The sequence below is a fragment of the Hirschia sp. genome (genome assembly GCF_058892565.1).
On record NZ_JBZXVU010000001.1, the window covers coordinates 19238 to 44256 of the forward strand.

Sequence of the window (25019 nt, forward strand, 5' to 3'; positions counted from 1 at the left end):
TGAAATATAAAATATTTTAAAGAATTGAGATGCTTATGTTGTTAGAGATGGAAATGGGAAATAGTTTAGAAGGCAGAGAAGGTGTAAGCACCTCTGCTTTTTCTCGTATATTGCTCGGGACAGTTGAAAGCTCTAACAAGATTCTGAGAGAGACATCCGTTGATGTAGAACATCAGGCGGGTCAATTAAGTGATTTGTTCAATAAATTGACCTTGGCGACTGAAGGTCAGGCTGAGCGACTTTCTAGCCTCGTATCTCAAGTCTCTAAAGTGGAGCATGAGGGTCAAGAAGTCGACCTTGCAACCATTCCTGTTTTTCTAAAACAATCCCTCGAAGAAGTATCCAACCGCGTGCTTGTGCTTTCCAAACAAGGCGTTGGTTTGATTTATTCGCTTGATCAAATCCTCAAAGAAATGAGTGAGCTAAATGGATGTATCCGTGATATTGAAGGAATTAATAGGCAAACGCGCCTCTTATCCCTGAATGCGCAAATAGAAGCCGCAAGAGCGGGTGATGTAGCAAGTGGTTTTCAAGTTGTATCTATGGAGATGTTGAAGGTCTCTGAGGGGATTGATAGGTTAGCCACACGTATGCTGACAAGCACTCAATCGGTGACTTCAAGTATTCAAGAAGTGATATCTTCTATCAAAGACGAATATCAGGAACTTAGCCGTATTGGTGCACTGGATTTTTCTGTCCAGATTGACGCCAAGAAGAGCTTGGAAATATTGATGGATGCTTTGGTTAATCGCAATTCCGATATTCAAAGTGTGCTTGGAGACTCAACAGAAGAGGCACAAGCTATAGCAAATGATATTCGACAGGTTGTGATGACCATGCAGTTCCAAGATCGCATGAAACAGCGCACAGACGCTATTGTGGATGTGATGGAACATTTATCCCGCTTTGTTGAAAACAATCCTGATGGAATGAACAGTGAAGCTGAATGTAATGATCTCGCCCAAACAATTATTGACGGCATTACGCTCACAGAGGTGCGCACACAATTTCAGCGCACTTTTTTTGGAGAGTCCGAAGAAGTGGAAGAAATTGATGATGGCATTGAGTTATTTTAATAGGAGTGATCGATGAAATACCGTTTCGACGAAAGAGGTGACACTCTTTATGTGAATGTATCAGATGTCTTAACATTTGAAGATCATGAGGTTTTCAATCCAGTCATTCAAGAAATTGAAGATGGTCCCGCTGCAAATGTAGTTGTTGATTTGCAGGAATTGAAAACAGTTGATTCCGCCGGCATAGGGTTATTGCTGCTTGCAAATGATAGGGCAAAGAAGAAAGGCAAGAGCTTCAAAATTTCAAATCTGCAAGGTCATGTGGCGGTAGTTGCTGAACTGTTCAAATTTGATCAATTGGTTGATGTTATAAATTAGGAAAACGCCATGCCTGAGAGCGTATTTCGGAATTTGTCTTCTGTATTAGATGTTTCAAATATTTTGATAGTATCTGAAGATATTTACGCACAGGCTAGAGTTGGCAAAACTTTAAGCGCTGGTGGATTAGAATGCCTCAAATTTGTTGATTCTTTTGAGACAGCTTCCACGGCAATTGATGAAGAAATGCCCGACTTGGTCATTCTAAATAATGATTTTACCGTTGATGTAATTATAGAGCTTTGTCAGCAATTAAAATCTATCTTAGATGATAACATACCGGTCGTATGTTATCTTCCTAGGCATGATCAGGATGCACGTTTGGAAGCTTTTAAGTCAGGCGTAACAGAAATTATTATCCAACCATCTTCAGATGGAGAATTTATTCTTCGCATAAGAAGAGCGTTGGAAAGACGAAACCTTCTGAAACAATTGAGAAGGGATAAGGTGCGGTTTCAAAAAGACCTTGTTGCAGCACAGAATATGCAATGTGATTTGCTTCAGTCTAAAGAGACCATTGACGCAATATCTGAAACCAGAAATGTAGAAATAGACACATTTTATGAAGCATCAAATATGCTGGGTGGCGATTGGTGGCATGTCATGCCTATCGATAATGATCGGGTCGGATTGCTAACCTTTGATATTTCTGGTCATGGCGTTACAGCGGCAATAAACGCTTTTAGGTTGCAATTGATCATTCTTTCTTTGAAGGAGGAAAGACGAAGGCCTGCAATATGGATGTCATTGTTAAATAAAGAATTATATAAAATTCTACCACCAGAGCAATTTGCCTCAGGGTTTTATGGTGTCTACCACAGGCGAAAGCATGAACTAGAATATGTAAATGCTGGAAGTCCAACACCGTTTGTCTTTAGAGATAGAAAAAGCGGGTTTGATAAGTTGCAAACGACTGGACCTATTTTGGGATGCGCATCAGAAATAAACTACGAATCTAAAATAGAGGTGCTTGCTCCAAATGACAGGTTATTCCTCTATAGTGATGCGCTTTATGAAGATTTTGAACATCCCGAAAACACATTGGGAACCGATGAGTTGGGAGAATTGCTCCTAAAGATATCGGAGAACCAACACACGGGGCCAGCCTTTATCGAGGCTGTATTTGAAAAGATGGTTCAACGAACGAACAATAAAAAATTCGATGATGATTTAACCATTCTATCAATGAAAGTTTTGCCTCCTAAAGACATGAGGAGCTATTACAGAACTAGCGCAGTGAAGAATTGCGTTTGGATCGCTTCCCCAAGCAGCCATGTTGTTACTGAAGAGCTGATTGAATACTTATATGGAGAGTATGGAAGTTCGCTGCATGTTGGTGATAAACTTCCAGCGGGAAGTGAAGTAGACTTTGTTATTGTGGCAGAAACCCATATTGATAGGCTAAAACTTGCACGTGATCACTCAACCGAATTTTTCAGCTCTATCTTAATCAGTTCGGATAGATGCCATGATGAAATTGCGGACTTTGTGTTGCCGATGGATACGGATTTTGAAACCCTAAAATCAGTAAGTAAGGCTTGCCGCGAGTTAAGGTTACAATCCCATTCATTGCGAGAAGAGGTTTCACTTCGTAAGTCGGCTATCGGGACGATTAATAATGGTGAATTCTCGTTTTCGACTTTGACTGAGGCTAGAAATTTATCAACAATGTTAGCAATTGCATGCCCAAATGCGGACATGGTTGCAATTGGTTTGCGTGAATTGATGGTGAACGCAGTAGAGCATGGAAACCTTGAAATTTCATCTCAACAAAAACAAGATTTGATCATGTCAGGTAACTGGCGAAATGAGATAGAAACTCGACTGCAAGATCCAAGATATAGTGAACGCGAAGTTGTGATTAGGTATTCTAGGACAGCTGAACAAATCACCTTTCTTATTGAGGATGAGGGGAGTGGTTTTGATTTTGAGGCATTGGATAAGGAACAACCTACTGGAACAACTTATCGTGGACGTGGAATTGCGTTAGCGCGTCAGCTCGCTTTTCCAGAGATTGAATATCTTGGTTGTGGGAATATTGTACGGGCTGTTATTAATCTGAATTGAGCATTTTTATGTCAGGTCTGTTTAAATAAAATTCTTTTAGTTTTAATGGGTTGATATATTTTTATAAGCTGAGAAGCTAAGCTATTATTAGGTCATCTCGGTTCTGGCGGAATACAAAATGAGTGTTGTTTTCATACTTGGTGGTGCGCGATCAGGTAAAAGCCGTCGGGCGCAACAAATTGTAGAATCAGTGTCGGATAAACGTTGTTATATCGCGACGGCACAAGCGTTTGATGAGGAGATGACGCAACGCATTTCACATCATAAATTAGACCGAGATACATCTTGGGTGACATTTGAGGAACCAATTGAGCTTGCTCAGATTATACTGAGATGTGAGCAGGGTGGACATCTTGCTATTTTAGTGGACTGTCTGACCTTATGGCTGAGCAATATCATGTTGGATAAACGTGATATTGAAATGGAAACTCAAAAACTTCTGGAAGCTTTATCGCAAGTGCATGGAACGATTGTTTTAGTCTCCAACGAGGTTGGTATGGGACTAGTTCCTGAAACCCCTCTTGGGCGAGAGTTTCGCGATGCACAGGGGCGATTAAACCAAACTATTGCCGCTTGTGCTGATAAGGTTGAGTTTGTGGCGGCGGGCTTGCCGCTTACCTTAAAAGGCTAAGAGCCTGCGCCAAGCGATTGGATGCATCCGCATTTGTGGGCAATCCAATGCGAAGATGATTGTTGGTCCAATCAAATCGCCTTGTGTAAATTCCTTTTGAAATCAATATGTCCCAAGCTTTATGCGCATTATCAATGTTTATGAAGCGATATAAATATGTGCCGGTGATTTGGGTGATGGAATTTGAGTTGAGAATTTGATCTAGTTTTTGTATCTCGGATTTTAGACGAGAACGTGTTTCTTCATGCCATTTGAAATCCCGATAAGCTGCTGTGCCTATGTGTAGTGCTTGTGTGGAGACGCTCCATACACCTAGCCTTGCTTGCATGGCTTTGAGTATTTCCGGCTCTGCCAATATTGCCCCTAAACGCAGCCCTGCTAGGCCGAAAAACTTGCCAATAGAGCGTAGGATAATGAGACCTCTACGGCCTGCACAATCTGCTAGGCTTAGGTCTGGATATAAATCTGCATAAGCTTCATCAATAATGAGATATCCATTGTGAGCTGATAATTTGTTTAGCGCTTCTTCTAATTCTTCGCGGCTGTAAGCGTGTCCATCGGGATTATTTGGGTTGCAAATGACGATGCAATCAGCGCTATCAGCGTATGTGAGTGGTGATTTAGTCTCGATAATTTCACACTTGGCTGTTGTCCAAGTGTTGATGTGGTCGCCATACATTGGTGAATGAATGACGACTTTTTGTGGATTGAGTATCGTTGGTAGCAATCGGATCAATAATTCACTGCCGGGTGCTAATAGAATGTGCTGAGATGGAGCGTTGAGGTAAGATGACAATGCCTGCACGCAATTTTGATATTCCGACTTTGTTGGCAAATGCGCGAGTGAGACTGGTTGGCATTTTTCAACAGGCCATGACCAAGGATTGATGCCGGTTGATAAATCAATCCACGGCATGGGCGCATCAGGATAGCGCTGTGCGATGGTATCCAATGCGCCGCCATGAAGGAAATCTTCATTCATTGCCACAAGCTCCAAAAGTGAATTGCTGCTAAAATGGTCGCTATCACCAGCATGGATTTTATATAAAGTATCAGACCTTGCTGAATGTCATCTGGAGATGGGGAGTGACCCTCAGCATTTAATACGGGTTCAACGACTTGTTTATTGTTGTAAATGCGGGGGCCGGACAAATTGATATTGAGTGCGCCGGCCATGGCTGCTTCTGGCCAACCTGCATTGGGTGAGCGATGTTTGGATGCATCTTGAAGCATTATTTTCAATGCTTGGAACTTCAAGCTTGTAAGTGCGAAAACAAGGCCGGTAATTCTTGCGGGCAATAGATTGACGATATCATCCAGTCGAGCAGCGAAACCACCAAATGCGTGATATTTTTCACTCTTATGCCCGATCATGGAGTCGAGCGTGTTTATCGCTTTATATGCAGCGATACCGGGTAGGCCAAACAATACTGCCCAGAAAAGTGGTGCAACCACTCCATCTGATGTGTTTTCGGCAAGGCTTTCTAAGCTTGCTCGAGAAATTTCTGATGCATTTAGTTGAGAGGTCTCTCGTCCAACAATTTGACTCACTGCAATTCGTGCCGCTGGAATGTCGTCATTTTTTAGCGGAAGCAGCACTTTGTGGATATGCGTATAGAGGCTGCGGGACGCGATTAAGCTGGAGATTAAGACAGCTTCAATGCTCCAACCAAATGGGATGTATGATAATAGAAAAGATATCATACATGCTAGTCCGGTTGTTGAAGTGATGACTATAATAGATGTGGTTGCTCCCGCCATATAGCGTGCTTGATGAGAGACATTTGATCGGTTCCACATCCGGTCAAATTTGGAAATACAAGCGCCAATCCACACAACAGGGTGTTTGATTTTTTGATATAGCCAATCGGGCCAACCAAAGAGGGCTTCAATTGCCCAAGCTAGCAGAACAATGTTTATTGCGGTCATTGCTGATTTGGTGACCAACCTACAGGTTTTGCACTCGCAAACAGGGCATCAACATCCAAGACAGTATCCAAATCTGACGCCAATTGGTCGAGCGTGTCTTCAACTGTCTGATTGTAATTATAGGCATGGTCTGTTGGCTGACCCCAGCGCTCAATCCATGTTTGACGATATTCATCTGATGCAAATAGCCCATGCACATAACACCCAGATGTGAGGTTGTTGGAGCTTGTAGCGCCTTCATTGCTTCCATCTATTTTAAGCAGAGGACGGTTGCAGTCTGCACCGAAGGAGCGACCGGCATGGATTCTGTAGCCTGAGGTTTGAATATCCGTTGATGCACAATAGGCGGACACAGGAGAAACCGTTTTGGTGTTATACATGTGTGTGTCGATATTGAGTAAACCGAGACCATTTATTTTTTTCTTTGGTCCTTCATATCCATTCAAATCCGAAATGGATTGTCCCAAAATTTGATAGCCACCACAAATGCCGAATATATGTCCGCCAGCGCGAGCATGTGCGAGAATATCAATATCCCATCCTTGCTCGAGAATGAATTCCATATCGGAAATAGTGGATTTGGTTCCAAATAGCATGATGACATCGACATTGCGCGGTATATTTTTGCCCGGAGCGACCCATTGAAAATCTATATTGGGATCAAGGCGCAAAGGATCAGCATCATCAAAATTGGCCATACGCGATAACATGGGGGCTGCTATGCGGAGTTTGTCTGATGGTGTTTTAGAAGGCTGAATGAGGGAAACCGCATCTTCTGCCGGGAGGCGAGATAAAGTTGGTAGCCAAGGAATGACGCCGAAGCAGGGCCATCCTGTCATTTTTTCTATAGCTGATATTCCATCATCAAATAATGCGGGATCACCGCGAAATTTATTGATGATAAAGCTGGTGATCATTTCCGCATCTGTTGGAGAGATGACATTCTTTGTGCCAACTAAGCTGGCGATCACGCCGCCTTTGTCGATGTCTCCAATGAGGCTGACAGGGATACCAGCTTTGCGAGCAAAACCCATATTGGCAATATCGCGCGCGCGTAGATTAATCTCTGCCGGGCTGCCAGCACCTTCGACAATAATAAGATCATGTTTAGCAGTGAGACGGTCAAAACTTTCCATGACTGCGCCCATCAAATTATCACGAGAATTCATGTAATCTGCTGCTTCGAATGTGTTTATGGGATGACCGTGGACAATCACTTGTGCTGTGCGATCTGATTGGGGTTTGAGCAAGACGGGATTGAAATCTGTGTGTAGGTCTAATCCAGCGGCTTGAGCCTGTAGGGCTTGGGCGCGTCCAATTTCTCCACCAGATGGACAAGCGGCAGCATTGTTGGACATGTTTTGAGGCTTAAAAGGCGCTACAGAAATTCCGCGATGTTTTGCTAGTCTACAAAGACCAGCGACAATGCTGGATTTGCCAACATCAGAACCAGTGCCCTGGAGCATAATTGCACGACACGTCATGTTGCACCAAGAATTTGAATGTCGGACCCGTTGATTTTGGAACGGACGCCATAAACATCCATCAGGCGTTGCTCAGTCAATGTTTGGGAAGGGGGACCATCGGCAATAATTTTAGTGTCCTTCATCCAGATCAAGCGCGTGGCATATTTGGCGGCAAGTGCAATGTCATGCAACACGATAAGGGCGCCATTGTCTTGATCGACATAGTTTTTAATCAGGTCCATGACCCGAAATTGATGGCGTGGGTCAAGTGCGGCGACTGGTTCATCCGCGATGAGCAATGGTGTTTCAGACGCAAATACACGGGCACAATGCACGCGCGCCAATTCACCGCCAGATAATGTGTCCATTCTGCGTTGTGTGAGATGCTCTATATCGCTCTTTATTATAGCTGAAGAGACTGCGTCTGCATCTTTCCCTGTAAGTTTGCTTAGGTTTGCACCATGAGAAAAACGGCCTAAGGCGATTACGTCTTTGACTGTGTTTGGCCATGCAAGGGGTGTCATTTGGGGAAGGTAGGCAATGTGTTTTGCACGTTCGATCGGCGGTAAACGCGTCAGATCTTGTCCATCTATCGTGGAGCTGCCAGAAGATGCTTTTCTTAGCCCTAAACATGCGCGCAAAAGGCTGCTTTTACCTGCTCCATTTGGACCCAATAGGGCAATTAACTCTCCACGCTCTAGCGAAAATGAAGCGTCTTGCACAAGGCAAGTCGAGCCTGCTTGAACGCACAGATTTGAAACTTGTAGCTTAGCCATTTTCAGCCTGCCTTTGCGTCGCGATCCAGATGAAGGCAGGTGCACCAATAAGGGCCGCAACGACACCAAGCTTCAATTCATTATGGGTGGGGAGTATGCGGATAAGGATATCGGCAATTGTTAAGAATAATCCAGCCAAAAGGGCAGAAGGAATGAGGGATCGCGCCGGATCATAATTGACAAAGGGACGAATAATGTGCGGCGCGACAATACCGACAAAGCCGATAGCGCCAGCAATGGATACTGCGGCACCCGTTGCCAACCCTGCGCCGAGCACGGTGTATATGCGTTGATGTTTCAAATTTAACCCCAGTCCGCTGGCGGCTTCGTCTCCAAGCGTGAGGGCAGATAATCCACGTCGTTTGAGGAGTAGAATGAGCATCCCGATAAGCATGAAGGGTAGAGATAAGGCGAGGTCATCAAAACTGCGATTAGCAACAGAGCCAAGCATCCAGTTTATCATGTCGGCAATTGAAAAAGGATTGGGGGCCATGTTCAGCATGAAGCTCATGGCGGCGCCTGAAAAACTCGAAATTCCGACACCAATCAGGATGAGTGTGACAACCGATTGCGAGCGCGTTGCGGCAAGCGCCAAAATGCTTGTGGCTGCTAATGCGCCTAATATTGCTGAAATGGGCAATAAGAGCGGGCTTAAAACCGATAACCCGTAATATATGGTGAAAGTTGCAGCCAGAGATGCGGTGGCGGATACACCCAAAACGCCGGGTTCAGCGAGTGGGTTTCTCAATAGCCCCTGTAGTGCGGCTCCGCTCATGCCCAAAGCCATGCCGACTGTGTAGGCAGCAAGCGCGCGCGGCAAGCGTATTTGCCAGATTACGAGCGTGTCGCCTGTGCTTCCTTGTCCTATGAGAGCAGCTAAGACACGGTCTATTCCCATCGCCGTTGACCCTAATAAACAGGCGGCAATAACACTGAGAATAGAGAGTACGATAAGTACTGGAATTAGCATTGTCTTACTTAGCATTGTCATACTGGACACTGGTATCGCGGCCTTCTTGTTTAATGCGCAAACTGGCAATTGCTTCTATAGCGTCGACTAGAAACCATGCACCGCATGAAGTCCAAGACCCTTCGATTGAAACGGTTGGCGTATTCTTCATTTGTTTGCGGGCAATAGGATTTCGCATCGCGCTCCATGCATCTTTATGATTTGTTTTGCTCTCAAAAAAGGCGGCGGCGATGATATCTGGCTGTTCATATGCGAGGCGTTCAAGCGGAAGAGTTCTCCAACCGGCTTTAGTCTGAAAATTAGTGAGGCCAGCAGCAAGCAGCATTTCATGGACAAGTGACCCTGATCCGGTCGTGACGCCTGATGGTGTCATATATAGAGCTGTAAGGAGTTTGGTTGGGGCAGGAATTGCTGCTAAACGGGCGGTCATTTCATCAATGACTTGCTGACCTTTTTCAGCTTCGCCTAAGCCTTGTGCCATTTGAGCAATGACGCTTTTTACGCCTTCGATATCACTTGCCCATCCGACATTTAAAACGGGGATACCTGCCTGTTTAAAAAAAGCTGCAGCGTTAGGGCCGCCGCCATAGGACCTGACGACGAGGTCAGGTTTTTGAATGATCACATCTTCAGCAAGTGAACGTATGGTTGGAACGCCTATAGCGGCGTCTCTCATATAGGAAAATTGTTTTGCGGCGTCTGGTGAAACACCGAGAATACGCGACCGATCAACAAATTTTAGAACATATTGATCGGCGCAATAATCAAGGCTGACAATGCGCATTGGCTTTGTTGGCGGCGGTGTTTGTGTCTCCTGTGGAGTACACGCACACAGCACCAATAAACCAAATATGATTGCCAGCCTTATCATGGATTTAGTAGTTTAACCTTAGCCCAAATGAACCCGATAGTCCGGGTGTCCCATATCCAAGAATTTGTTGATATTCTTCATCAAATAGGTTCTCGATGCGTGTATATAATTGCACGTTTTCAGAGACATCATAACTGGCGTTCAAGTCAACGCGTGTCCATTCATCAACTGTGCCATTGGCATCTTCTTCAGATCCATTATAGCGAAGTAGAATTGAGCTTGCGAATGGGCCGTCTGGGCGAAATGCCAAGCTGACATCTCCTGAATGTTCGGGAATACGAACAAGTTGTCCAGCGTCATCCTCTGCATCAATATACGCATAATTCACGTCTACAGATAACCAGTTCAGCAAATCATAGCTTCCAGCAAATTCAACGCCTTGAGAGTTTACTTTTGCAATATTGTCATAGCGATAATTAGCATAGGAATAGTCGATTTGGTTGGTTATTTCTTGATCAAAGAATGTCAGGCTGAACAGGCCTTTTTGATCTGGTGTGCGCAGGTCTACACCAATGTCATAGCCTTCTGACTCTTCAGGCACTAAATCAGGGTCACCATATGCGCTAAACAATTGGTATAGTGTTGGAGCTTTGAAACCTAGTCCCCAACTTGCGCGAAGGGTGAGAAGGTCTGTTGGATTGAAAGCGGCAGCGAGGCGGCCCGTTGTTTGGGTGCCATATTCGCTGTGGTCATCTACACGAACACCTGCTGTGAATGTTAGGGCATCAACAGGTTGCAATTCGTACATTGCAAATAGGCTGTCACTCGTTTGGTTTCCGTCATCGGAGCCAAATGTAGAACCGCTGTCGAAATTACCTTCTTCGTGTTCCAGTCCGAATGCAACTTTGTTAAGGTCGTTTATCGTTAAGACACCTTGATAGCGTCCGATAAGGCGATCACCATTGGCTTTAAAGGATTCAATGCCATTCGTTAGGTTTTGGCGGTCTGTCTCTGAATATCCAATAAGAAAATCATTTTCCAAGCGATCAGAAAACAAGGGTAGTGAGAGAGCGACATTTCCTGACAAGACTTCTGAGAGACCAAGTTGTCCGCCATCTGCGACATTACCTTGAGCACCAAATGCATACCCATCATATTCGGACTCGGAATCCGTGTAATTCACAGTGGCGGAAAGACGTGCGTTGGAACCAAAGTTTAGACCGCCTTTGGCTGTGATATTGTTACTGTTAAAGCCGTCTCTTTCATCATTGCCATTGGCTTGATCTGCTTTGGAAATACCATCCGTATCAATTGTCGAGGCTGACAAGCGGAAATCGCCTTTGTCACTGCCATATTCAATTGCAGCGCCGCCGCGTTTTGTACTGAAAGAACCAATTTCGGCAAATGCATCGCCGCCAAAGCCGTCATCTGGTGTTTTTGTTGTAATGGCGATGACGCCGCCGATAGCATCTGACCCCCAGAGTGTTGATTGCGCACCTTTTAGGATTTCGATTCGGTCAATATTAGAATTATCTATGTTGGCAAAGTTGAAACTTCCATCCGTTGTGCTGACGTCTCCAACAGGGACACCGTCTATCAAAACAAGTGTTTGACCCGAGCTTGCGCCGCGAATACGCACGCTAGCATTTCCGCCAAAGCTACCATTTTGATTAACTGTGACAGAAGGAGAGTTGGCTATTGCATCGAGTGCAAATCTAAACCCTAATTCTTCGATATCAGCGGATGTGATGATATCAACGCTTGTTCCAATTTCAGTCAAGGTTTGACCAATGCGGGAGCTGTTTACGACAATTGTATCGAGCTTTTTATCCGTCTCAGCTGCGTTTTCTTCTGCAAAAGCTGTCGTCGAGCAAGACAGAGCAACGGCACTAAGGAGGGCGGTTTTATAATTCATAACTAAATCCAAAAGCACACCGCCGCCTGTTGCTGCGCTTTATATAACGATATGTATCTGGCCCCACCTTGTAGGGTGCAGGCGGCCAAGCAATTCATTATCGTTACAGAGAAGAGGCGTGCTCTTCCGCCCTATAAACCTTTTCCCGGGTTTCGGACGAACGACGCGACGGCAGGTTTCCTGACTTACTAATCAACGCTTCTGACCGTCTTCCCAAGGTTTGGACCTCAGTGACATATTGGCCATTAGCTCCTAGCTAACAGTTACGGGTATAGTGCTGGATTTACACCAGCTTCCCTCTTAGCTTCTTTTGAGAAGCACCATCTAACGGCTGGTATGCTGCAAGTGCGAATAGGTGTCAATTCCGTTTTTTGAGAGTGGTTTAAAAATCAATTCCTCGCTGAGCTTTAATTCCCGCCTTGAATGGATGCTTAATCTCTCGCATTTCGCTGACGAGATCTGCGTATTCACACAAGTCTGGTTTGGCATCCCGTCCAGTTAAAATGACGCTGGTTTTATTCGAGCGCGACTTAAGCCCATCAATGACATTTTCAATGTTCAAATATTCATAGCGAAGCGCAATATTGATTTCATCCAGCACAATAAGCTCATATTTATCGCTTTGCATCATTTCGATTGCTCGCGCAAAAGCAGCTTGTGCTGCTTCTATGTCACGCTCCTTGTCTTGGGTATTCCAAGTGAAGCCATCGCCCATAGTATGCCAATCTAATTGATCAGGGAATTTTGCAAAAAACTGGCGTTCACCTGTCACCCACTTACCTTTTATGAATTGAACAACGCCGACTTTATGTCCCCATCCTAGTGCACGTGCGATTACACCAAATGCCGAACTGGATTTGCCCTTGCCATCACCTGTGTGAACTAGAATTAGTCCGCGACCGGGATCCTGAGCTTCTGATATTTTTTTGTTTTGCTCTGTCTGGAGCGCTTTCATTTGTTTCTTGTGATTGTCATTGTCAGTCATTTTTTTGTTTCCTGATTTTTGATTAAGGCTCAAAAGCAATGATCTCTCCGAACCCAATATTTGATTGGAAGTGTTCGGCAGTGTCACCCGTGGAAAGGGCTGCTTTTATAACGCCGGCATGAGTGATGATGACTATCGGTTCTGGGGATGAGGTGTAGTCAGCAAGTGCAGTTCTGATACGGTTGCGTAGTTGATAAACGCTTTCGCCGCCATGTGGGCGTGCATGAAGAAAATCATTTGCCCAAGCATCAATTTCCGTACGCGAAATTTCAGACCAAGGTGTGTTTTCCCAATTGCCAAAATCCATTTCCTGAAAACGGTCATCAATTGTGACGTCAGTATTGAAGATATTGCCAATGTGATGGGCGAGCTTTTGGCAGCGTATTAGATTGCTTGAAATCAATTTGAATTGGGGCTGCAATTGATCTGCGACTGCGTCAGCCATCTCTTTGAAGTTGGAGGCGACATCAATGTTGCTGCGTCCATAACAAATGCCTTTTTTGATATCTGGTTGGGTATGACGGATGAGCGTTATAGGCATGAGAGGAGTGCCAGATATATGCCGACTTCACTGGTCTGTTGAACAGCACCTAAAGTGTCCCCTGTGTAACCACTGAGTTTCTTTTCGAAAAATGCTCGCATTAGAATGTGCCCAGCCAAGCAACCGACAAGGGCTGATAAAGCAGATGCTAGCGGGAGAAAGAGAACGAGAAGTGAGAGACCAAAAGTTCCAGTGAGAAGGGCAAAAATTAGCCCCGCTATATGGATGCCGTCAGATGTGTGTTTGCCAGTTCCATGATCACGAACGTATGAACTTGTGGCGATTACCATCACGCTGGAGAGGCGGGATAATCCATGTGCTGCAATAATAGCTATGATGATTGTTAGATGTGGCAGTGCTGATAAGGCCATGATTTTCAAGGCGAGCATTAAGCCGAGCGCTAGGCCGCCATATGTGCCAATGCGGCTATCCTTCATTATTTCGAGCGCGCGCTCTTTGGTATGCCCGCCGCCAATACCATCAAAAGTGTCAGCTAAACCGTCTTCATGAAATCCGCCGGTCAATAAACAAGTGATAATCGTTGAAATGACAATCGCGATGACTGGCGGGAATAGGTGAGATGATAGGAAATATGCAATAGCTCCAATCGAGCCGATTGCTAAGCCCACGAGTGGGAAATATCTTGGCGATGAAGCGAGACGTTCTTGGGTGAACCCAATATTTCTAGGTAACGGAATGCGCGTCAGGAATTGAACAGCAATGAGAAAAACCGATATTTCATTACGGAGGAATGAGATCATGTTCCTTCGCTCACATTTGCACTCTCGAAACTGGCCATCTCATTGAGCATAGCAGCGGCAGCTTTTATTATTGGCCAAGCCAAGAGGGCACCTGTTCCTTCGCCAAGACGCAGTTTTAGGTCGAGGATAGGGGAAGCCCGCATGGCCTTGAGCATGGCTGCATGTCCTAATTCATCAGATAGATGAGCAAACACCATGTTTTTCTGAACTGTAGCATCTAACTTTATCGCCATGAGTGCAGCAGCGCTCGCAATAAAACCATCAACGATGATGAGTTTGTTTGTTGAAGCGGCACCGAGCATAGCCCCTGTCATCATGGCAATTTCAAAACCACCATATTCCATAAGCGCTTGTTTTGGTGACAAGGCTTGAGGTGTCCTGTTGGATGCTTGCTCTAGCAGATTACGTTTTTTTGCAAGACCATCATCATCCAAACCTGTCCCGCGACCAGTTAGGATATCAAGTGATAGACCAAGCGTCTTATGGGCCAATAACGTTGCTGATGATGTGTTGCCAATTCCCATTTCTCCATAACAAACAGCATCCCAATCGCCAGCTTCACCAATTTCTTTGCCATGTTCAATTGCGTTGGATAATTGCGCTTCAGTCATTGCCGAAACAATTATTGCATTATGGGTTCCCGGCGCTATCCGGCGAGAGATTAGGTTGGGATGTTCAATAGCTTCTCCGGCAACTCCAGCATCGACAACCTGCAAATCCACTTGTGCAGAGCGGGCAAAAACATTTGCTGCTGCTCCGCCATTTAAGAAGTTTAATACCATTTGTTGCGTGACAATTTGAGGGAAGGCCGACACGCCTGCGGCCGCCATTCCGTGATCAGCAGCAAAGATAGTTAATCGGCATGTATCCATAACCGGACTCAGATTTTCCTGAATATCAGCAATCTGCTTTGCGAGGGATTCAATACGTCCAAGTGAGTTTACTGGTTTGGTTTTATTGTCTATTTTCAAATTAATCAGAGCGTTAAAACTGAGGTCATCTGATTGAGATTTGGGCATGTTGTTACCATCGTCTAGGCAAGAGGAGTGGTCAGTTGTGATCAATTCAAGTTGGTGTTGCCTTATAGAAATGAAAACTGTCAACACTTTCGTTTTGAATACTTTCGGCGCATACTCCTCTATATTGGAAGTCATTGAGTACTTCATTCAGCATGTGAATTCTGATTTGGAATGCACTGGTGAAAGTTATAATATGGCTTATTTTATAACACATATAGCTACTTTTTAGCTTTTGGTTTGCGGCCCTTAAATGGGTAAAATGCAATTCCATATTCTGATTTATATGGCTGGAACAAAGACCAAAATAGTTTTGAATTGAGAAAATGATAGCGCTAAACATTTTGATGGGGTATCTCAAACCGATGGATTTGAGTTAAAGAGAAGAGAAACTTATGCGTTCAAGAATACTAGGAAAAACCGGAAAACGTGTCTCAGAAATCGGATTAGGTTGCTGGCAATTAGGGGGTGAATTTGGTCCTATTGAGGACGCACAAAGTTTACAAGTGCTAGAGGCTGCAACAAAAGAAAACATCACTTTTTTAGATACAGCTGATGTTTATGGAGCTGGGCGGAGTGAAGGACTGATTGGCAAACATTTGCAATCGCAATCAACAAAACCGTTTATTACCACAAAAGTGGGACGAGATGGCGGGTTGTATCCTGACAAGTATAATTTGGATGCTTTGAGGAAAAACATTGAAGGTTCTATCGCACGTGTTGGTGGAGAAGCTTTTGATTTAGTCCAACTTCATTGTGTTCCCAAGCCAGTTCTTGAAGATGGTCAGATATTTGAAGACATGAATATTCTCCAATCTGAGGGATTGTTTGATAATTGGGGGGCGAGTGTTGAAACAATCGAGGAAGCAGAAATATGTTTGGAACAGGAAGCTCTTGCCAGCCTCCAGATCATATTCAATCTGTTTCGTCAGGACGCAATAGAATCGCTTCTGCCAAAAGCAAAAGCTTCGAATGTAGGTATTATCGTCCGTCTTCCGCTTGCTAGTGGTGTGTTGTCGGGAAAATATTCAGCCGACCATGAATTTGCCGAAACTGATCACCGTAATTTCAATAAAGATGGGCAGTTTTTCTCGGTTGGAGAGACCTTTTCAGGAATTGAATTTAGTAAGGCTGTTACACTTGCAAATGAATTGAAGCAGTTTGTTCCTGAAGGGATGAGTTTGGCTGATATGAGTTTGAGATGGATTCTGGACCAAGATGCGGTGACCACGATTATAGCTGGATGTTCTAGACCTGAGCAAGTTGAACGTAATGCACGTGTGTCTGAACTGCCTGCTCTCGGGGAAGAGTTAAATGAACGCTTAAAGACGTTTTACATTGAAAACGTACGTGAGCACATTCGTTCTTCGATCTAAAAATTTTTAGGAATGTCGAGATTTGAATCTGCAAATTTAGATCTCGACATTTCCTCTACCACGCAGAAGATTTATGCGTTCCTTCATCCAGTTTGGGAAAAATGCAGCGATCCAGCCGCCATAAATTGCAATTCCTACGATTGCGCTGATGACCAACCGCGCAATGGGTGGCCAATCATGGATAAACTCTCTAACAACCCAAACACATAAGCCCATGATAAAGGCTGCAAAAACAGCAGGGAAAAGGCCTAAATAGTGTTTGATAAGCGATAATTGTAGCCGTTTCATAACAACAATATTCCCTCCTACACCAATTAAAACACCCGGTGCTGCCATTATTAATAAAGCATGGTTGGGGGCTGCGTTGGAGAAAGCCAATAAGGCAAGCGTCGCGGCTATAACGTTGACTATAGTGTAAACCAGCGCTTCCTTATTCATTTCTAAAGCGTTCATCGACAGCGAATTGAACCAAGATATGGGAATGAGAAGGGCAACCAATGCAACAGCTTGCATTAAGGGGCCGACTTTTGAATAAGTTTCAGGAAGTATAACTGACACAACATCATCGGCGACCAATGCAATGCCAACAAATGCGGGCAAAGACACGAATGCAGCTGTACGCAGAATGGTGAGATAGACTTCTTGTTCCTTTTCAAGATGACCTCGCACTTTTGCCATTAACGGAAACCAGAGACCTTGAAGTGGAGATATCAAAGGGCCGCGCAGAGACTCATCAATGCGAAGCGCTGCTCTTAATAGGCCGACTTCACCAGCACCATAGCGTATTCCAAATACCATAGTGGCAATTCTTGGCATGGCGATGTTTAGAGTAGCTACGGCCCATAAGGGAGCAAATCGTTTCAGAAAATCTCGCCCTTCCAACAAGCTGAGCCGGAAATTGGGTGCCCATTTTGTGTGAAGGTATTCAAACACAATAGCGACAATGAGAGATACGACTCTTTGGACAACAAGCGCCCAAATCATCCAAGGAGAAAAAGCAGTGGCAATACCTGCTGCCCCGCCAATAACGGTGCCTAAAATATTGCGCTGCGTTAGCTCCTTAAAACCTAGATTTCGCATGATTATCGCATCCATCACCGCAAGCCAGGGGATAGGAAGAAGCATGACACCAAATACAGGTATGAATTGCATAAGCATTGGAGCGTCATAAATATGCGCTAACACAGGGGCGCTGATGATAAGGATAAGCATGCTTGTGATTGCAATGCCCATAAATCCAAGGAATGACGAATTTAAATATTCAGAATCATAACGCTTGGCCTGAACGATGGCATCCATACCTGCATTTCGAGCATCAATTGCGACCATGTCTGCCATAATCGTAGCCAATGCAATTAAACCAAAAACCTCAGGCTCTAGTTTTACGGCAAGGATTAGAAATATTACAAATCCAGCACCCTGAGATGCGAATGTATTGAGTAAATTCCATGCTAGGCCTGAGCGCATGGCTTTTGCGACATGAGGCGTTTCGTTTTGTTCTTCGGAGTATTTGGTTTGCGTCATTCAAAAATATTCTATCCAGCCAAATAAAGAGACACCATTATGGCGGCATGTTTGCGAAGTGCCGCAAACTGGTAGGTTTTAGCTGAATTTCGTATGAACCAAATTTGACTACGTGCAATAGATTTAGCGATCAAACTGCCAATTGAGCTGATTTTGGCGATTTTTTTTAGGTTTTCGACGATATAATTGTCTTCGATCAGTTCAGTTGAACCGTATTTCGAAAACAGAATGAATCTTAGAATCGCAGCTTCGTCGGAAGATAAGCTGGGATTGGATTCGACTTCGATTGATGAAGCTTGCTCTAAGTCGCTTAAAGCAAAATGCCAAAGTTTTTTTCGCGCCATTATCACCGCGCGTTGGATGAGAGCTTGACGTTTTTCCAATGGAGATAAATCATATTTTTTGAAAATATTTAGATATGTATTGAGATCTAATTCATTGTAAAGTTTAGTGAAAAACTGTTTTTCTTCATCTATCCAACGTTGTGTTCGTTCTGCAGCTACAAGGCCACCAACGCGATCACCTTCGTGTTGTCTTTGTAGAAATATGCTTGAATTTGTGTTCGCGGTGCGCGTGACTTGGGCGAGGCGGACCAGCATTTCATAATCTTCAAGGCGTGGATAATCTAGTGAAAATGGTCCTGCTGCATCATAGGCTGATTTGCGAACAAGCATCCCTGGGTGATGGACGAAAAAGTCCTGCAATGTTGTTGTGAAGAAAATGTTGGCTTCACAGTCTGTCCAGTGACCTACGTCTTGAAAAACTCTCTCGCCATTTTGCTCATTTATAGAAAAACGATTGTATTTACCGTAGGCTATGCCGATTTCTGGTTGGCCATCTAGCAGTTTAGTCAAATTTTCCAATGCGTCAGGGTGGGCGATGTCATCATCATCCATAATCCAGATTAAAGGATTTTGAGTTAGCTTTAAGGCTTGATTTAGCGTGTCTGCTTTGCCCGAATTCTCTTTTTGTATATAGCGGATACGATCGCCATAGGCCTGCATGCGGGCGGCGGTGTCGTCAGGTGACCCATCATCCATGACGAGAATTTCTGCTGGCGGCAAGGTTTGATTGAGCACGCTTTCGAGGGCTTCAACGAGAAAGTCAGCACGATTATAAGTCGGTATAATGACGCTTGTACGTTCCACTTAAAATCTCACTTTATACTCTATGAAGGCCGATGCTTTGGGGGATGAAACCTATTAATACAAAGGTTTACCTATCTGTACTGTAGCAAATTGGTCTTAATCTTGTGTTTCTAAAGACTGTCGGGATAGTTTCTTTCCCTGTTGATAACCTCGAAAAAAATGCAAATTCCAGATTGCTTCGGATTTGGAGAGAGGATCTGAAACCCAAGTTTTGGACTGCATTTTTAAGTCTTTAAAGTATCTTAGGATAGGCTCTCCAACTGCTTTGAGGCCTTTTATCAAAGGGTTTTTGGATACTGGTCCAATCTCTCCTTCGATAGCGTGTTTGCGTGCTGTTCCTAGTCCAAGTCTGAAAGCGCGTTTGTTTCTGAACTCTTGAGTTATCTGATTTGGACGAACTATGTGCGAAACAGTGGGCATTTTTGCAAAACCCAATGTCATGTTTTTGTCAGCTGCGTGTCGACAAAATGCTGTTTCACTGCCCATTGCGTAGTTACTTATTGTGCCATTGGGGCCGACTCCCTCGTCAAAGATGACGCCTTTGGTAAAAACGCTTCTACGCACGGCCATATTAGGGCCAAAAATGTAGTCTGCTCCGATTGGCCCATCGGGAATGTTTTCTCGTAGTGCATATAGCTCTATAAAACGTGGTTTATGTTTTAGCATCCAGTCCGGCATTTCAATGTCAAACAGAGGCGTTATTGAACCGCCGAAAACATCTGTTTCTGGTTGGGTTTTAAATGCGTCCACCCAATGATTTAGAAAACCAGAATGCGGGATAGAATCATTGTCTGATAAAATGACGTAATCAGACGTTAGAGCAGGGATACCTTTGTTGAGCGCACGATTTTTACCCGCTTGGGGTTCATACAAGGCGAGCAAAGGAAGTTTGTCTTTAAAGGTGTCCAGCACGGCTTGGGTGTCATCTGTACTGGCATTGTCGACGACGATAATTTGCCAGTCAAATCCAGGATCTCCCAAGGCGACATAACCCTCTAGTGTTCGCCGTAAAAGGTCGCCGCCGTTAAAGCTTGCTAAAAGAACGGATATTTCAGTCATTGCTTGTCTCCAGTCACTGGAGATTGATTAGCTATTTGTAGGCAAAGGTCACCGAGCTTTTGGTTCCATAAAGCATTGTTGAATTCTGTTTCAACGTGTTTTCTTGCAGAGCTCGCTAGAGTTTCTCTATTGGTGTGATCCGTCAGAGTTTGGTGCATTGCTTTTGCAAGGCCTTGGGGATCACGTTCGTCTGCTAGAAGTCCAGTATTGTCATGAATGACAAGTTCGGGAATACCCGAATGTCGCGTTGAGATAACAGGTAGGCCTGATGCCATGGCTTCCATTAGAGCTACAGGAATGCCTTCCATATCACCATTTTGAGCTGTGACACTAGGCAGGAGGAAAGCATCGGCTTTTTGAAGATGTTTGGCGACCTGTTCGTGAGGCAAGGCACCTTTAAACGATATTTCAGCATCCATCCCTAAATCATGGCACAGGATTTTAAGCTCAGTTTTTAACGGGCCGTCGCCGATTATCGTGACTTGAAAATTGGGTTTATCAAGCATTTGTTTCAGCGCTGCTGCGGCGCGGATTGTATATTCCACTCCTTTTTTTTCTGTCAAACGTCCAACGGTAATGAAGTTGAATGGATTGTCAGAACTCTTCTCGCGAGAGGAAAAGCTAAATTCGTCTGTGAACACACCCATACGGTGAATGCTTGTTTTTTCTTCAGGCGCACCGAGCTCCAAAAGTTTGGATTTCCAGAACTGGCTGATGGGAAGAAAACTATCGCCAAATGCGAATAGGTCGGCATAGGGAGAATCGTCACGTCCCTTTAAAAAACTGGACATATCTGCGCCGTGAAAGATTGTGACAAGCTTGGCGCGTTGCAGCATGTCTTTCATTTGGTTTGCGGCTTCAATCCCCATCCAGCCAAAATTACAAACCACGACGTCATTATTTTTGTAGGCTTTGCGTTCTGCTAGTTGGCGCCTTTTTTGTCGAACGCGGTAGGGGAGCTTTTGGAGGAAAGCGCTGAACCAAGCACTTTTAGGCTGAAGAAAAACAGCCCGTTGTGCAACTTGAAGAATTTCTGGTGAGGTTATGAGTTCAATGTCAGAACTTAAATTTTCAGCCAGCACGGAAACCTCGTGCCCCTGAGCAATGAGGCCCTCGATCTGGCTCATGACAAATGTCTCCGACAGCATTGGAAACGGTCCGAGCCGGAAGAGAATTTTCAAAGGTTTAGAAGTTTTTGTTACTTGCATGATTAGTTCGGCCAACCAGTCCAAGGTTGACGTAAGCCAATACGTGTCAAAACACCGTTGAGCATTGAGTCCAATTTATCCATTTGGGTGATGGGCGATCGGTTTTGTGCAATTCTGTCCATGTGAAATTGAACAATATCAGTACCACCTGCACGTAGCCATCCACGACATTGGCCTAAATAGTAACGTTCATAACGTTTTGCGACTTTTGCAAATTCTTCTGCTGTGAAAACTTCTTTTCCATGTCTGTACAATGCTGTGTGCCAGTCTGCAAAATGGGTGTTCTTCTTAAGCATAACGGTTGATGTTTGAGAGCCTTCATGGATGCGAACCCAGCCAAGTTCTTCATGCACCATGCCCATTTTCTTACCTTTAATAATGGCCAGAAGTGCCTCAAAATCCATGCCGATAAGTGTGGCATCAAAGAGGGGGGTGTGGTTTTCCAAAATGCTAGTGCGCATGAGAGAGTGGACTGCAAAAAAACCAATATCGGCTTTGAAGAAACGACGAATAATCTCGTCACCATCAATGACGCTCTGATCAGGCCAATTGAAATCAACGGGAACATCATTTTTTGTGACTTTGGTACACACTGTTGTGATTTCATCGTCTGTTTCGGCAATTGCGACGGTTTTTTCTATGAAATCGGGTGTCATCAAATCATCGGCACAAAGAAGTCGAAAATATTTAGCGTCTTTGGGCGTAAGATTTACGCATGTGTTCCAGTTTTCCGTAATCGGAAGTGTTTCTTTATTTGTGTGTTTGATGACTGGAACTTTGGCGTCTTGGTATTGTGCAATGACTTCGGCAGTATTGTCGCTGGAATTATTATCAAGAACAATGTGTACTAAATTTGGGTAAGTTTGTGCCTGAACGCAATCCATTGTTTCAGCAAGAAATTTACCGCCATTGTAAATCGGTGTTACGATAGCAACGCGTGGTAGATCTGACGGTGTTTCTGAATTGACTGTCATGACTGTATTCCAAATTTAAACCAGCGCCTACGCTGAGGTGAAAGACTATTTTTTTCGAATCTCGTCGATAAGTCCGAAAACTTCTTTGACGATAGGTCGATCTATAATGGCGGCGCTAGCAATATAGATAATGCCGCCAATTGGGACGAGAATAAGCAATTTTACAAAGTTACTGACGTCTCCAACAGGTGTTTGAAGATGAATGGCAACAAGAATTGCAGTCATAATCAGTGTTGAAATCAGTGGTGTTTTTATCGCGTTGAACGCTGTTAAAATCGGCATTTCTAGCAATTTAAACAAAGGCAAGAAGGTTAGGGGCGTCATCACGACGACTAATATCAAATAAGCCCAAGAGATTCCGACAAGTCCCCATTGTGCACCAATAAGCGTGGAAATTGTCATCGCGATTAGACCGAGCAGAGACAATTTTGATAAAATATCGGCTCTTCCAAGTGCCATATACATTGCACCTTGCGTACTTGTGATACTCTGGATCGCACCGACAGGCGCAATGATTTGCAGAACAATCGCAGCATTGGCCATGCGCTCCCCGAGGAAAAACACAATGATCGGTTCAGCGAGAATTGATATTCCAGCCATAAGCGGAAAAGTGAAAACGGAAATAAGACGATATGTTCGTAAAGTCGCGGCGCGCATTCTACCTTTATCATCTTGAAACTTGGACATGGCCGGCATGAGAACTTGGCTAAGTCCCCAAGCGAAAACTTCCACAGGCAACAGCAAAATGCGGTAGGCGATAGAGTAATATCCTAGTGCAGCAGCACCAAGGACGCGCCCAATGACGATGTTATCAATATTGCGGGAGAAGAAATTTAGAACTCGGGAAGCCATCATGTGCGAAGAAAAACCCAGAAGGCTTTTTAGTTCGCCGCGATCAATCACAAAGGAAACAGGTGGGAAGGATAGGGCAAGCATAAAGATTGCTTTGAGCGCAAACATTGTGACTTGCTGGCCAACTAATGCCCATGCGCCATATCCATTGATTGCCCCATAAAAAGCAACGCAGATCCCAGCTCCGATCGAAATCACTTCTGTCATGGATAGGATATCAAAGCGCATTTTTCGTTGAAGCATGGCGGCGGGCGTAATCGTGACGCAGCTCAACACCAGAATAAGTGAAAGTGCTTCAAGAATTGGTTTGGCTTCGGGAACTTTATACCAATTGGCTATAGGACCGGACAATGCGTACATTGTGATAGTCATCAATATCCCGATAGAGATGTTCACCCAGAAGACACTCGACCATGCGTTATTTGTCACGCTTTTTGCTCTAACGAGAGCAGGTCCAAAACCAAAGTCATTAAACAACATGAGGAAAAGAACAACCGGCATTCCGATTTGTACAATTCCAAATTCTTCAGGCAGTAGATATCTTGCTAGTACGGGGAGTACCAATAATGCGGATGATATCCGTGCAATAGTTGCTAATGTTCCCCACGCTGCGCCTTTGACAACAGTGGAGCCCATGGATTTGCTAATATCATTTTCAGGAGAGGAAGGCTTTTCTTCAGACTCTGAAAGAATATGAGATTTAGACATCAGAGGTACCTTTAGATTCCTGCACAAACAGATATTGACTGTTTCGAGAAACAGTTTGGCGACAGCTGCTCATTTGAGGTCTAGCAGATGAGCAGCTGTAAATTGAGTTGTTTAAAGGCTTAGGCTTTCCAAGGTGCGTTGCCGCTGGCCCATAGTTTTTCCAGAACATTTTTATCACGAAGCGTGTCCATGTTCTGCCAATAACCTTTGTGGTGGAATGAACCTAATTTACCAAGTTCTACCATTTGTTCGATTGGTGCATCTTCCCAAACGGTGTCGTCACCTTCGATAAGGTCATAAACGCCTGGTTCACACACAAAATACCCACCGTTGATAAGACCGCCATCAGTGGCACCTTTCTCACGGAATGCACGTACATGCGTATTGTTGTTCTCAAGGCCCAATGCACCAAAACGACCCGGTTGCGTTACAGCAGTCAGAGTTGCCATGTTTCCGGCTTTATCGTGGTGTTCGATGAGAGCGTTGATATCGAGGTCTGTGACTCCATCTCCGTATGTGAGAAGGAAACGTTCATTACCAATCACTTCGCGCGCACGTTTAATGCGTCCACCTGTCATTGTTTCAACGCCAGTATCAAGGACTGTGACGTTCCAGTCCTCAAGGTCGTTATTGCTCCAGAGCACTTCACCTGTCTTTGTGTTGATTGTGAAGTCTGAATTAATGCGAGCGTAATTCATAAAGTAGTTTTTGATAAACTCAGCTTTGTATCCAGCAAGGATAACAAAATCTGTGTGACCGTGCATCGCATACGTGCGCATGATGTGCCATAGAATTGGACGACCGCCAATTTCAACCATTGGTTTTGGACGTACAGATGTTTCTTCGGATATACGCGTTCCGTATCCACCTGCAAGAATTACTACTTTCATCACTTTGACCCCTTTTAG

At 44.4% G+C, this 25019-nt stretch carries 23 protein-coding genes and 1 riboswitch; of the genes, 5 read left to right on the top strand and 18 right to left on the bottom strand.

From position 1 onward, the window contains the following. Positions 1–53 precede the first annotated feature (53 nt). The 4 genes from AC5EF3_RS00085 to cobU all read left to right on the top strand — a co-directional run bounded on the left by AC5EF3_RS00085 (position 54) and on the right by cobU (position 4092). Positions 54–1076 carry a methyl-accepting chemotaxis protein gene (locus AC5EF3_RS00085; RefSeq protein WP_493546555.1) on the top strand — a complete coding sequence of 341 codons (1023 nt, stop codon included), beginning with the start codon at positions 54–56 and terminating at the stop codon, positions 1074–1076. Between the two features lie 12 nt (positions 1077–1088). After that, the gene (locus tag AC5EF3_RS00090) at positions 1089–1394 is read left to right on the top strand and encodes an STAS domain-containing protein (protein WP_015827995.1); all 306 of its coding nucleotides are present in this window, start codon (positions 1089–1091) and stop codon (positions 1392–1394) included. 9 nt (positions 1395–1403) lie between these two features. Further along, positions 1404–3461: an ATP-binding SpoIIE family protein phosphatase gene (locus AC5EF3_RS00095; RefSeq protein ID WP_493546556.1), complete on the top strand. Its 2058-nt coding sequence runs from the start codon at positions 1404–1406 to the stop codon at positions 3459–3461. Between the two features lie 118 nt (positions 3462–3579). Continuing rightward, positions 3580–4092: a bifunctional adenosylcobinamide kinase/adenosylcobinamide-phosphate guanylyltransferase gene (gene cobU, locus AC5EF3_RS00100; protein WP_493546557.1), complete on the top strand. Its 513-nt coding sequence runs from the start codon at positions 3580–3582 to the stop codon at positions 4090–4092. Here cobU and cobD read toward each other — a convergent pair. The 11 genes from cobD to cobT all read right to left on the bottom strand — a co-directional run bounded on the left by cobD (position 4076) and on the right by cobT (position 15400). After that, positions 4076–5074: a threonine-phosphate decarboxylase CobD gene (gene cobD / locus AC5EF3_RS00105; protein WP_493546558.1), complete on the bottom strand. Its 999-nt coding sequence runs from the start codon at positions 5072–5074 to the stop codon at positions 4076–4078. The genes cobU and cobD overlap by 17 nt on opposite strands. After that, positions 5071–6021, bottom strand: a complete 951-nt coding sequence (gene cbiB / locus AC5EF3_RS00110; protein WP_493546559.1) for an adenosylcobinamide-phosphate synthase CbiB — start codon at positions 6019–6021, stop codon at positions 5071–5073. The genes cobD and cbiB overlap by 4 nt, the downstream gene beginning before the upstream one ends. Then, positions 6018–7505, bottom strand: coding sequence for a cobyric acid synthase (locus AC5EF3_RS00115; protein ID WP_493546560.1), 1488 nt, complete (start codon positions 7503–7505; stop codon positions 6018–6020). Before AC5EF3_RS00115 ends, cbiB begins: the two co-directional genes overlap by 4 nt. Next, positions 7502–8263, bottom strand: a complete 762-nt coding sequence (locus tag AC5EF3_RS00120; RefSeq protein ID WP_493546561.1) for an ABC transporter ATP-binding protein — start codon at positions 8261–8263, stop codon at positions 7502–7504. Before AC5EF3_RS00120 ends, AC5EF3_RS00115 begins: the two co-directional genes overlap by 4 nt. After that, positions 8256–9233 (bottom strand): FecCD family ABC transporter permease, encoded by a 978-nt coding sequence (locus AC5EF3_RS00125; RefSeq protein ID WP_493546562.1) that lies wholly within the window; start codon positions 9231–9233, stop codon positions 8256–8258. The genes AC5EF3_RS00120 and AC5EF3_RS00125 overlap by 8 nt, the downstream gene beginning before the upstream one ends. Before the next feature lie 4 nt (positions 9234–9237). Then, positions 9238–10104 (bottom strand): ABC transporter substrate-binding protein, encoded by an 867-nt coding sequence (locus tag AC5EF3_RS00130; protein ID WP_493546563.1) that lies wholly within the window; start codon positions 10102–10104, stop codon positions 9238–9240. A 4-nt stretch (positions 10105–10108) separates the two neighbouring features. Continuing rightward, positions 10109–11959 carry a TonB-dependent receptor plug domain-containing protein gene (locus AC5EF3_RS00135; protein ID WP_493546564.1) on the bottom strand — a complete coding sequence of 617 codons (1851 nt, stop codon included), beginning with the start codon at positions 11957–11959 and terminating at the stop codon, positions 10109–10111. Between the two features lie 153 nt (positions 11960–12112). Continuing rightward, positions 12113–12299, bottom strand: a riboswitch (cobalamin riboswitch). Positions 12300–12341: 42 nt separating this feature from the next. Beyond that, complete coding sequence (gene cobO, locus AC5EF3_RS00140; protein ID WP_015827985.1) at positions 12342–12944, bottom strand: cob(I)yrinic acid a,c-diamide adenosyltransferase; 603 nt, start codon at positions 12942–12944, stop codon at positions 12342–12344. Between the two features lie 22 nt (positions 12945–12966). Beyond that, positions 12967–13485 (bottom strand): alpha-ribazole phosphatase family protein, encoded by a 519-nt coding sequence (gene cobC / locus AC5EF3_RS00145; RefSeq protein ID WP_493546565.1) that lies wholly within the window; start codon positions 13483–13485, stop codon positions 12967–12969. Further along, entirely contained in the window at positions 13476–14246 is a 771-nt protein-coding gene (gene cobS / locus AC5EF3_RS00150; RefSeq protein ID WP_493546566.1) for an adenosylcobinamide-GDP ribazoletransferase, read from the bottom strand. The genes cobC and cobS overlap by 10 nt, the downstream gene beginning before the upstream one ends. Further along, on the bottom strand, positions 14243–15400 hold the full coding sequence (gene cobT / locus AC5EF3_RS00155; RefSeq protein ID WP_493546567.1) for a nicotinate-nucleotide--dimethylbenzimidazole phosphoribosyltransferase: 1158 nt from the start codon (positions 15398–15400) through the stop codon (positions 14243–14245). Before cobT ends, cobS begins: the two co-directional genes overlap by 4 nt. Before the next feature lie 257 nt (positions 15401–15657). Here cobT and AC5EF3_RS00160 point away from each other — a divergent pair, with 257 nt between their 5' ends. Further along, on the top strand, positions 15658–16638 hold the full coding sequence (locus tag AC5EF3_RS00160; RefSeq protein ID WP_493546568.1) for an aldo/keto reductase: 981 nt from the start codon (positions 15658–15660) through the stop codon (positions 16636–16638). Positions 16639–16674: 36 nt separating this feature from the next. On the opposite strand, the gene AC5EF3_RS00165 is transcribed toward AC5EF3_RS00160, so the two are convergent. The 7 genes from AC5EF3_RS00165 to rfbF all read right to left on the bottom strand — a co-directional run bounded on the left by AC5EF3_RS00165 (position 16675) and on the right by rfbF (position 25001). Continuing rightward, complete coding sequence (locus tag AC5EF3_RS00165) at positions 16675–18162, bottom strand: oligosaccharide flippase family protein (RefSeq protein ID WP_493546569.1); 1488 nt, start codon at positions 18160–18162, stop codon at positions 16675–16677. An 11-nt stretch (positions 18163–18173) separates the two neighbouring features. Next, a complete protein-coding gene (locus AC5EF3_RS00170; protein WP_493546570.1) occupies positions 18174–19310 on the bottom strand; it encodes a glycosyltransferase family 2 protein in 1137 nt (378 codons plus the stop codon). Between the two features lie 96 nt (positions 19311–19406). Next, on the bottom strand, positions 19407–20369 hold the full coding sequence (locus tag AC5EF3_RS00175) for a glycosyltransferase family 2 protein (RefSeq protein ID WP_493546571.1): 963 nt from the start codon (positions 20367–20369) through the stop codon (positions 19407–19409). Next, positions 20366–21496: a glycosyltransferase gene (locus AC5EF3_RS00180; protein ID WP_493546572.1), complete on the bottom strand. Its 1131-nt coding sequence runs from the start codon at positions 21494–21496 to the stop codon at positions 20366–20368. Before AC5EF3_RS00180 ends, AC5EF3_RS00175 begins: the two co-directional genes overlap by 4 nt. 83 nt (positions 21497–21579) lie before the next feature. Next, positions 21580–22551: a glycosyltransferase family A protein gene (locus tag AC5EF3_RS00185; protein WP_493546573.1), complete on the bottom strand. Its 972-nt coding sequence runs from the start codon at positions 22549–22551 to the stop codon at positions 21580–21582. Positions 22552–22596: 45 nt separating this feature from the next. Next, entirely contained in the window at positions 22597–24111 is a 1515-nt protein-coding gene (locus AC5EF3_RS00190) for a lipopolysaccharide biosynthesis protein (RefSeq protein WP_493546574.1), read from the bottom strand. A 119-nt stretch (positions 24112–24230) separates the two neighbouring features. Then, complete coding sequence (gene rfbF / locus AC5EF3_RS00195; RefSeq protein ID WP_015827974.1) at positions 24231–25001, bottom strand: glucose-1-phosphate cytidylyltransferase; 771 nt, start codon at positions 24999–25001, stop codon at positions 24231–24233. Positions 25002–25019: the final 18 nt, after the last annotated feature.

Bases quoted from the DNA above. Each gene is read 5' to 3' on its own strand.
- AC5EF3_RS00085 (WP_493546555.1), top strand. From the start codon at position 54: ATGGGAAATAGTTTAGAAGGCAGAGAAGGTGTAAGCACCTCTGCTTTT.
- AC5EF3_RS00090 (WP_015827995.1), top strand. From the start codon at position 1,089: ATGAAATACCGTTTCGACGAAAGAGGTGACACTCTTTATGTGAATGTA.
- AC5EF3_RS00095 (WP_493546556.1), top strand. From the start codon at position 1,404: ATGCCTGAGAGCGTATTTCGGAATTTGTCTTCTGTATTAGATGTTTCA.
- cobU (WP_493546557.1), top strand. From the start codon at position 3,580: ATGAGTGTTGTTTTCATACTTGGTGGTGCGCGATCAGGTAAAAGCCGT.
- cobD (WP_493546558.1), bottom strand. From the start codon at position 5,074: ATGAATGAAGATTTCCTTCATGGCGGCGCATTGGATACCATCGCACAG.
- cbiB (WP_493546559.1), bottom strand. From the start codon at position 6,021: ATGACCGCAATAAACATTGTTCTGCTAGCTTGGGCAATTGAAGCCCTC.
- AC5EF3_RS00115 (WP_493546560.1), bottom strand. From the start codon at position 7,505: ATGACGTGTCGTGCAATTATGCTCCAGGGCACTGGTTCTGATGTTGGC.
- AC5EF3_RS00120 (WP_493546561.1), bottom strand. From the start codon at position 8,263: ATGGCTAAGCTACAAGTTTCAAATCTGTGCGTTCAAGCAGGCTCGACT.
- AC5EF3_RS00125 (WP_493546562.1), bottom strand. From the start codon at position 9,233: ATGCTAATTCCAGTACTTATCGTACTCTCTATTCTCAGTGTTATTGCC.
- AC5EF3_RS00130 (WP_493546563.1), bottom strand. From the start codon at position 10,104: ATGATAAGGCTGGCAATCATATTTGGTTTATTGGTGCTGTGTGCGTGT.
- AC5EF3_RS00135 (WP_493546564.1), bottom strand. From the start codon at position 11,959: ATGAATTATAAAACCGCCCTCCTTAGTGCCGTTGCTCTGTCTTGCTCG.
- cobO (WP_015827985.1), bottom strand. From the start codon at position 12,944: ATGACTGACAATGACAATCACAAGAAACAAATGAAAGCGCTCCAGACA.
- cobC (WP_493546565.1), bottom strand. From the start codon at position 13,485: ATGCCTATAACGCTCATCCGTCATACCCAACCAGATATCAAAAAAGGC.
- cobS (WP_493546566.1), bottom strand. From the start codon at position 14,246: ATGATCTCATTCCTCCGTAATGAAATATCGGTTTTTCTCATTGCTGTT.
- cobT (WP_493546567.1), bottom strand. From the start codon at position 15,400: ATGACTTCCAATATAGAGGAGTATGCGCCGAAAGTATTCAAAACGAAA.
- AC5EF3_RS00160 (WP_493546568.1), top strand. From the start codon at position 15,658: ATGCGTTCAAGAATACTAGGAAAAACCGGAAAACGTGTCTCAGAAATC.
- AC5EF3_RS00165 (WP_493546569.1), bottom strand. From the start codon at position 18,162: ATGACGCAAACCAAATACTCCGAAGAACAAAACGAAACGCCTCATGTC.
- AC5EF3_RS00175 (WP_493546571.1), bottom strand. From the start codon at position 20,369: ATGACTGAAATATCCGTTCTTTTAGCAAGCTTTAACGGCGGCGACCTT.
- AC5EF3_RS00180 (WP_493546572.1), bottom strand. From the start codon at position 21,496: ATGAGCCAGATCGAGGGCCTCATTGCTCAGGGGCACGAGGTTTCCGTG.
- AC5EF3_RS00185 (WP_493546573.1), bottom strand. From the start codon at position 22,551: ATGACAGTCAATTCAGAAACACCGTCAGATCTACCACGCGTTGCTATC.
- AC5EF3_RS00190 (WP_493546574.1), bottom strand. From the start codon at position 24,111: ATGTCTAAATCTCATATTCTTTCAGAGTCTGAAGAAAAGCCTTCCTCT.
- rfbF (WP_015827974.1), bottom strand. From the start codon at position 25,001: ATGAAAGTAGTAATTCTTGCAGGTGGATACGGAACGCGTATATCCGAA.